This is a genomic window from Kushneria aurantia DSM 21353 (assembly GCF_000382245.1).
GTDB classification, from domain to species: Bacteria; Pseudomonadota; Gammaproteobacteria; order Pseudomonadales; family Halomonadaceae; genus Kushneria; species Kushneria aurantia.
This window is the reverse complement of the sequence record NZ_KB907909.1, coordinates 1-7,239: the sequence shown is the minus strand read 5'-3', so window position 1 is coordinate 7,239 and position 7,239 is coordinate 1. Positions and strand designations below refer to the sequence as shown.

At 58.0% G+C, this 7,239-nt stretch carries 8 protein-coding genes; 3 read left to right on the top strand and 5 right to left on the bottom strand.

All coding sequences use genetic code 11. The features are described 5' to 3' along the window. Positions 1–66: 66 nt before the first annotated feature. From H146_RS0117755 to H146_RS19870, 3 genes are all read right to left on the bottom strand, one after another. The gene (locus H146_RS0117755) at positions 67–387 is read right to left on the bottom strand and encodes a hypothetical protein (protein WP_019953222.1); all 321 of its coding nucleotides are present in this window, start codon (positions 385–387) and stop codon (positions 67–69) included. Continuing rightward, positions 387–743: a hypothetical protein gene (locus H146_RS0117750; protein ID WP_019953221.1), complete on the bottom strand. Its 357-nt coding sequence runs from the start codon at positions 741–743 to the stop codon at positions 387–389. The genes H146_RS0117755 and H146_RS0117750 overlap by 1 nt, the downstream gene beginning before the upstream one ends. A gap of 752 nt (positions 744–1,495) precedes the next feature. Then, positions 1,496–2,200, bottom strand: coding sequence for a hypothetical protein (locus H146_RS19870; protein WP_156826896.1), 705 nt, complete (start codon positions 2,198–2,200; stop codon positions 1,496–1,498). Between the two features lie 837 nt (positions 2,201–3,037). On the opposite strand from H146_RS19870, the gene H146_RS0117735 reads away from it, so the two are divergent. The 3 genes from H146_RS0117735 to H146_RS0117725 all read left to right on the top strand — a co-directional run bounded on the left by H146_RS0117735 (position 3,038) and on the right by H146_RS0117725 (position 5,133). Next, the gene (locus H146_RS0117735) at positions 3,038–3,667 is read left to right on the top strand and encodes an AAA family ATPase (protein ID WP_019953218.1); all 630 of its coding nucleotides are present in this window, start codon (positions 3,038–3,040) and stop codon (positions 3,665–3,667) included. Beyond that, positions 3,667–3,957 carry a pseudouridine synthase family protein gene (locus H146_RS0117730; protein WP_019953217.1) on the top strand — a complete coding sequence of 97 codons (291 nt, stop codon included), beginning with the start codon at positions 3,667–3,669 and terminating at the stop codon, positions 3,955–3,957. Before H146_RS0117735 ends, H146_RS0117730 begins: the two co-directional genes overlap by 1 nt. Before the next feature lie 105 nt (positions 3,958–4,062). Next, entirely contained in the window at positions 4,063–5,133 is a 1,071-nt protein-coding gene (locus H146_RS0117725; RefSeq protein WP_019953216.1) for a DUF3800 domain-containing protein, read from the top strand. 90 nt (positions 5,134–5,223) lie between these two features. Here H146_RS0117725 and H146_RS0117720 read toward each other — a convergent pair whose 3' ends face one another. Next, the gene (locus H146_RS0117720; RefSeq protein WP_019953215.1) at positions 5,224–5,772 is read right to left on the bottom strand and encodes a tyrosine-type DNA invertase; all 549 of its coding nucleotides are present in this window, start codon (positions 5,770–5,772) and stop codon (positions 5,224–5,226) included. A gap of 1,230 nt (positions 5,773–7,002) precedes the next feature. Then, entirely contained in the window at positions 7,003–7,212 is a 210-nt protein-coding gene (locus H146_RS0117710; RefSeq protein ID WP_019953213.1) for a restriction endonuclease subunit S domain-containing protein, read from the bottom strand. Positions 7,213–7,239 lie beyond the last annotated feature (27 nt).

The following is a 7,239-nucleotide window of genomic DNA, read 5'->3' as shown; positions in this document are numbered from 1 at the left end:
CACAAAAAACCCGCCGTAGCGGGTTCAAGCAAGCACCTTGTTCTAGGGTCTCCTGGAGCCAGGCTTTCAACCGATAGCCGTGAAGCGTTCCCGGATATAGCGTTCCTCATAGCGCCGGATGCGGCGCACCTCGCGGCGTCCCTGAAACAGGCAGACGATGCCCAGGGGCAGGATCATGAACCCCACGATCATCATCAGCGTTAAAATCCCCGTCAGCACCGCCGCGACGCCCATGCCGTAGAACTTGGCGCGGGCCGCTTTGCGCAATTTCGCGCACACCACACGGGCCTCCCCGGTGCTTTCCGGCACCACGTTGAACTCCTGCAGAGCCTGCTTGAAGCGGGCGTAGTGGAACTCTTCGATATCGTGCTTCGTGGCCTTGCCCATTACGCGGCCTCCCTGTCCATGTGCCGAAACGGCAGGCTGTCCGGCATCCCCAGCGGCAGGCCGGACGCGGCCAACAGGTCGGTATCCAGTTCCCCGGCTTCACGCCGGTGCTGGGCCTCGATGCTGGTCAGCAGCTCGCGTTCCTGGTCGCCCTGGTCCTGTGCAGCATCGAGCAGCCATTCCAGCCTGACCAGATCTGCACACAACAGGCGCACCCTGTTAGGCTCCTCGAGCGCCCAGCGATCCAGCACCAAGCGCGTGAACCGATGCTGCGGCAGGCCGTCCAGTCCCGGCGCGTTCAGTGCCCGGCGCAGCTCGTCGCCCCCGACTTCCCTGGCGTAGTGTCCCGCGTGCATACCCACCCCCTGTTTTTTTGACGTTCGATCGTGACCCACTGAGCTATAACGGTATAAAAATCATAGGGATGCGGCGATTGCAAGCGTTGGGCTGTCCGCCTCGCTTCGCTCGTTGGCGGGTCGATCTCGGGCCGCACCTTGTTGGGTGCCGCGCCGATTGTCGGGACGCTTTCACGTTTATCCCGCGTCAGCGGGATGCAGCGAGCAACGCGAGCGGTCACCAGGTCGAAGCCGCCGAGCGATCGGACGGCAACCAGGGCGAGGGCGGCACCGGAACCGAACCCGCCCCCTGCCCTGGCTAAACCGCGCCGAAGGCGCAACCGTTCCCGCTTGAGAATGGGGAGCGGCCCACTGGCGCTTGGCACTTTAGCGGCCAAGTGTCGCCGTCTGGTGGGGGCCAGCCGCGAAGCGGCTCGACAGCCCCCACCTTCTCGACTTGTCGAGGCATAATAGAGACCGCGCTGTGCGCGGTAGACCGCTCGCGGAGCGAGCAGGGAGGTGGAGAGAGAAACCAAGTGGTTAAGGGCCGACACTTAAATGTTTCGTCCACCGACACTTAAACTTGATGCCTTTGAGCATCACACCTGTCAGCAGGGAAATGGTGGCCATTCTGGCCGGAGAATCGCTCTCGAGACACGCTGAATACCCGCTTTTCCGGGCCTGAACCATCGCTTCCCGGTGGATCTGCAGCGTCTGGACACAAGAAAGTCGCTAGCGGGCTGCCAGCGGCGGCGTCGGTAGGTGAGGTAGGGCTATCGCCATCGAGCGTCTATGGCGTTCTCTGCCGCCTCTCGGCATTGATCCGCTGTCCAGTCGGAGTGGGCCAGCTTGAACTGATACATCAGCTCCTGGAGCTGTCGTTGCTGCTCCTCGTCCAGGGCCCGCGAGTGCTCGTCATCCTGCCGACGCTTCTGCGTATGGCCCATCCCCAACTGCTGGATCGTGGATCCGGCTCTGTCCAGGGCAGCCCTGGCAGTCAGGTTACGGCGTGCTGCGGACGTCCGGGTTCCGGACGCCTTGGCATGTTCTCGCTGCTTCTTCTTCAGGCGATTCGCCGCTCGTTTCCGTTCGTAGCCAAGCCGGAATTGCAGGCCGAAGATTGCGAAGAACAGCTTGTTCACGGCCTTGATCGCTGCGTGCCCCTTATAGCTGCCATCCGGACGTTTCTCACAGCGGGGATGAACCCCCACCAGTCCGGCCCGCTGCAGATCGGCCAGAGCACGCTCGACGCGCCGCTGCTTCAGACCGGTCCAGCGAGCGAGATACTTGACCGTGAGGTTCACGAACCCGCCTTCTGGCGTAGGCACACCAACTTTCAGCGTCACCAGATCCGTGTACTTCAGGATCGCCCACAGCGTCGATAAACACGCCTCGCGGCGCTCGCTGCGCTGCTGTCGAGAGGAACCGTTGGCGAGGTTGAGGCTGGGGATCTTCCAGGGGCTGGTGTAGTAGTCCACACAGCGTTTCATCGCTTCGAGGAGGACGCCAGGAATCCCGCCATGCCCTTGCTGGACGGGCTCAGAGAGCGCAATACGGGGATTCTCGGGCTGATGCCCGCAGAAATTTCCTCCCGTGTTGACTCTATGTACGTAAGGCCTCGCCGCCACTCCGTGACTCCTTCACCTCAAGCTCGGCAGCGGCAGCCGACCTGCGATAACTTCGCACGTGTTCGCACGTGCGAAATTTGCTTTCATGCAGGTCCTTGCGTATATTTTGACGCAAGAGGCCTCCTCCGCTTGCCTGAGCGGTGTGTGGGCCTGCCGCTTGCCAAAGCGGTGGTATCCCTATCCAAGCGCGCCAACGCTTGGAGCTTCTTGAATGCTGTGTCGAGCGACCAACTCAGAGAACAGCATTCACCGTCTTCAAAAGCCCGGCTGCCAAGCCGGGCTTTTTCTTATCTCATGGGTACTCCAGCGTCATCGTCTTGAACCCAATCGAGCGAGCCTCTAGGACTGCGCCGTTCAAACGCTTGTACGTTTTTTCGATATCGGTGCGAGACTTCGTTACGCGGCGCTCACGCCCCGATACGTCTTTAAAGATGAGAACCCACTCGCCGTCCGACATCGGAGCCGGGGCAACGGTAACGCCCGTAAGCGCTCCAGACTCGAACATCTGTCGAAGCATCCGAACCTCCACGCCCCTCTCCCTTTGCTAGTCACGTCAATCATTACAGCACACCGTACAACAAAACGCACTCCCATGCGCAAGGGGATTTTGTCTGTGGTGCATTGCGGCTTGACGCCTTGCGCGGATTTGGTATCTTTGTGGTACCAAATCGGCATCGAGGTAGTACCATGATAGTACTAATTGGGAGCCAAAAAGGCGGCTGTGGGAAGTCGACCACTGCCGTCAATATATGCGCACAGTTGTCCAAAGCGGGACACGACGTGGTACTGGTTGATGCAGACCGCCAGTGCACTAGCGCCAACTGGGCAATGGACAGGTCTGCCAATGAAGCACTATCAGTGGTTCACTGCATTCAGAAGTACGAAAACATACGGGACACGTTGCTGGACCTCGATCAGCGCTATGAACACGTAATCGTAGATGCTGCCGGCCGAGATAGCCGTGAGCTCCGCACCGGGATGACTGCTGCTCACATACTGCTAGTGCCTTTCCGACCTTCTCAGCCCGACCTGGACACACTCCCAAACCTCCAAGAAATCATCACGCAAGCTAAAGACCTGAACCCCGATCTTGCAGTGAAGGGTCTCATTACGATGGCACCAACCAATCCGGTTGTTCACGAAACCGACGAAGCCCGCGAGTACCTGCAGGACTACCCAGAAATTCAACTGCTCTCAACCATCGTGCGTGATCGCAAAGTTTTCCGCGACGCGATGAGTGAAGGCATGGGAGTTGTCGAAATGGGCAATGAGAAAGCATCTCAGGAAATCATATCGCTGCTGAAGGAGCTGTTTTGATGGTTAAGCGTCGAGCCCCAAGGACTCATCAGCAGCCGACCCCGGAGCAAATCGAGGCGTTCGCCGCCGGCGTCGATGGTGGATCCTCCCCTCCCGCTTCTCAAGAGAAAGAGGCAGCTCCCTCCCTGGATCCAGATGCTAAGCGTGACTTCAAGGCGATCCGGGTACCTTTCAATGAGTACGAATACCGGCAGCTTGAAGCGCTAGCCAAAGCAACAGGGCGCACCAAGCTGAATGCTATCCGTTGGGCCATCCTGCAAATGGCCGCAGAAGCTGAAGACTCCAGATAGGCAACCAATGGCACCATATTGGTACCAAATCAGTGCCTAAAAGGCACTACTTTGGTGTCAAATCGGCACCTTTATATAACATTACATCATTCCTAGGAGGCCCTCATGGAGTGCTTCCGAATCGATGAAAGCGGCTATACGGGATTCGACCTTCTGAACGCCGAGCAGCGCTTTCAGGGAGCGACAGCGATCGCGATCAGTGATGAAGACGCAGCTCGCCTGATCCAGGAGCATTTCCCAAAGCTGCAGGCCTCAGAGCTGAAGTACCGAGCACTTGCGCGAAGACCACGGAATCACTCCCGATTGCTAGCCCTGCAGCGCGATATCCTGGCCAACTACAAGTGCGTGACCTACGTCTGCGACAAGCGCTTCGTGCTGCTGCTGATGTTCCTGGACTACGCAGTCGAGCCGTTCTACTACGAGCGGGGGATGGACTTCTATGAGAACGGGCAGAACTACGCTTTGGCGTCGCTGCTATACCATGTAGGCCCTACCATGTTGGGAACAGCGGCCTTTGAGGACCTGCTGACTTCCTTTCAGCGGGCCATCAAAGAAAAGACCCCAGAAGCCCTCGGCAACCTCGTCAACGCAGCGCGAAGGACACAGTGGGAAGCACTTCCGGAGGCACTGGGACCAATAGCGCAATATGCTGCACCTGAATGCCTGGATGCGATCGCAACGCCCGGTGTCAGCACCGATGCAGCATTTGTGGTTCTACAGTCACTAATTTGCCGCATGGAAGAGATGGCCCCAGGCCCTTATCGCGTCGAGCACGATCAGTCCAAGAATCTGCTCACCTATCATGACCTTCTGCAGCGCTACATCAATCACACCCAAGACATTGAGTTCCGCCAGTCAGAAATCGCACGCATCAAGTTCCCACTCAAGCTCACATCGGTGACCCAGGTCGACTCGAAGAGCAGCCCGGCGGTGCAGCTGGCTGACGTGATGGTCGGAGCTGCCATCGAGGCGGCGAATACCCTGACAGGGCTACGTGCGGCCGCGATGGATCCAGAAGCGGTGCTGTCGCAGTATGCCGATCATCAGTTCATCCACTTGGTGCCATCGCTCGATTTAGAGGAGCAAAAGCAGTTCAGGCAGGGAGCACAGGCAGCCGAGATGATCGACTATTTCTCCGCTAACTTTTCCAGCCAGAACGGCGGGCAACATAGATGACACTAGAAAGGTGTATAAAAGGCACTAAAAAGGAACCAAAAGGGCACTAACTTGGTACCAAGTTAGTGCCTAAAAAGCACTGTAGCGGCATCACTTCCACAGCTTTTCGAATCGCGCGGGGTTGGCCGCCGTGTACTGAACAGTGTGCTGGATGTTGCGATGGCCCAGATAATCCTGGATCAGCCGCGTGTCCGCGCCCTGGTTGGCCAGCTCATAGCCGCAGGCATGACGCAGCATGTGGGGGTGGGCGGGCAGGGAGAGGCCTGCGCACTCACCGTAGCGCCGTACCAAGTGCCACACGGTACGTCGATTGAGTGGCGTTCGCCGCTCAGAAAGAAAAACCGCATCGCTGTCAGCTTTCATCCGAGCTCGCACGGCCAGCCACCGGCGCAACGTCCGGATCTCGTCACCGCGCAGCGGGTGCGTGGTCGACAGCCCACGTTTCAGCCTGGCCACATGCAAGACACGCTCCTCAAGGTCGACCTGGGACAAACGCAGCCCACAGAGCTCCGACACTCGCAGCCCATGGCGAAACATCAGCAGCAGAAGGCAGCGGTCGCGGCTCTCGTGCCGCGCCCCCTTGGTGGCTTTCAGCAGGCGTTCGACTTCGCTTTGTGAGAGGTGCCGGCGGTCGCTCATCGTTTTGTCCAATGTTGGACGGGCAGGGCAGGGCGCTAACCCGCATGGTTGAGGGGGTGGCCTGGTAAAGATTGGACAAAATGAATCCTTTTGTCCAATCATGGCGGTGCAGATGAGGCATATCGCCTTGTCGTGACAGTACTCTCCCGAGTGGCGATCCCCTTGCTACTCGGAGAAGAACCATGACAGTACGTTGGAAATTTGAAGCTGGCCGTTTGGAAGCATGCGGTCCAAGCGGTGATCCACTGCGGGCTTGGATGGCTACTAGCGCTATGGGGCTCCCGTTGGCTGCGCTTCTGAACCAGTCCCCAGACCTGAGTCGCTTGCTGCTATGGCCGTTACTGGAGCCAAAAGAAGGGGTTACCGAACGTGATGTATTGAGTTCACGGCAAGTAACGGGGCATCATAGTGGTGCGCTAGACGCGAAGTCACCCACGGGGTAGGAACAAAAAGCCCCGCACAAGGCGGGGCTTTTCGTATTTCGAACTATCGTCTGTCCTCGAGGGGAGGCTTCCGCCAACAAGGCTCGAGGCTAGTAACTAGGAATATAAGGCTTAATGACGGTGTCGTCAACAAGAGACCAGATCCAAGCCATACGGGCAGCCCTGTCGCCAGCCCGCATGAGCACCTACGAGAGAGCAGCTCCCCCTCGGGGCGATGACGACCCATCCGCTCTCAACCTGTACGTTTGGAACGCTCAGCTCTCTGGCGCGTTCATGGCACCGCTCCACCTCTGTGAGGTCGTCGTGCGCAACGCTATCTCAGACGCCCTCGAGGCCAAATATGGGGCAAGCTGGCCATGGTCTTCTGGCTTCGAACAGAGTCTCCCCTCACCACCTGTCGGTTACAATCCTCGCCAGGACCTGTTCAATGCCCGTCGAGGAGCACATACGACGGGCAAAGTCATACCAGAGCTCAAATTCGCTTTCTGGCAGCGGATGTTCACCCGTCGGCATGACCATCGTGTTTGGAATGCCCACCTAACCCAAGTGCTACCAGAGCTGAATGCAGCAAAAAGCGTTCGAGAACTACGGCAAGAGCTCTATGACGACTTGGAAGCCATCAGAACGCTCCGGAACCGAATTGCGCACCATGAGCCGATCTTCAACCGAAACCTGGCTGAGGACTTTGAGCGTATTTCTAGGCTGATTGCCTATCGTTCAACAGCTACAGCCGAATGGATGAGAACGCATCAGCAAGTGATGGGCCTCCTCACAACAGGCCCATAATTCAACGAGCAAGGTTGTTTATGGCATTACTACGCACTACCTGCAGATAACGTTGCCACTGACGGCGTTGTTCTTTTTCACGCAGCTGGTCATATTCAGCTTGTAGCCTGGCAATCTGCTGGGCAATCTTTTTCATCTCAGGCGTATCTTCCACGGCCACCACCGAATGATCGATAGGAAAGCCGTTAAGCCGTTCCTGCTTGTATGCCATTGTAATCCCTCCTTTTTAACCTTCATC

What these genes read in the sequence shown, in the direction of transcription:
- H146_RS0117755 (WP_019953222.1), bottom strand. Translation starts at nt 387, where the DNA reads ATGGGCAAGGCCACGAAGCACGATATCGAAGAGTTCCACTACGCCCGC.
- H146_RS0117750 (WP_019953221.1), bottom strand. Translation starts at nt 743, where the DNA reads ATGCACGCGGGACACTACGCCAGGGAAGTCGGGGGCGACGAGCTGCGC.
- H146_RS0117735 (WP_019953218.1), top strand. Translation starts at nt 3,038, where the DNA reads ATGATAGTACTAATTGGGAGCCAAAAAGGCGGCTGTGGGAAGTCGACC.
- H146_RS0117730 (WP_019953217.1), top strand. Translation starts at nt 3,667, where the DNA reads ATGGTTAAGCGTCGAGCCCCAAGGACTCATCAGCAGCCGACCCCGGAG.
- H146_RS0117725 (WP_019953216.1), top strand. Translation starts at nt 4,063, where the DNA reads ATGGAGTGCTTCCGAATCGATGAAAGCGGCTATACGGGATTCGACCTT.
- H146_RS0117720 (WP_019953215.1), bottom strand. Translation starts at nt 5,772, where the DNA reads ATGAGCGACCGCCGGCACCTCTCACAAAGCGAAGTCGAACGCCTGCTG.
- H146_RS0117710 (WP_019953213.1), bottom strand. Translation starts at nt 7,212, where the DNA reads ATGGCATACAAGCAGGAACGGCTTAACGGCTTTCCTATCGATCATTCG.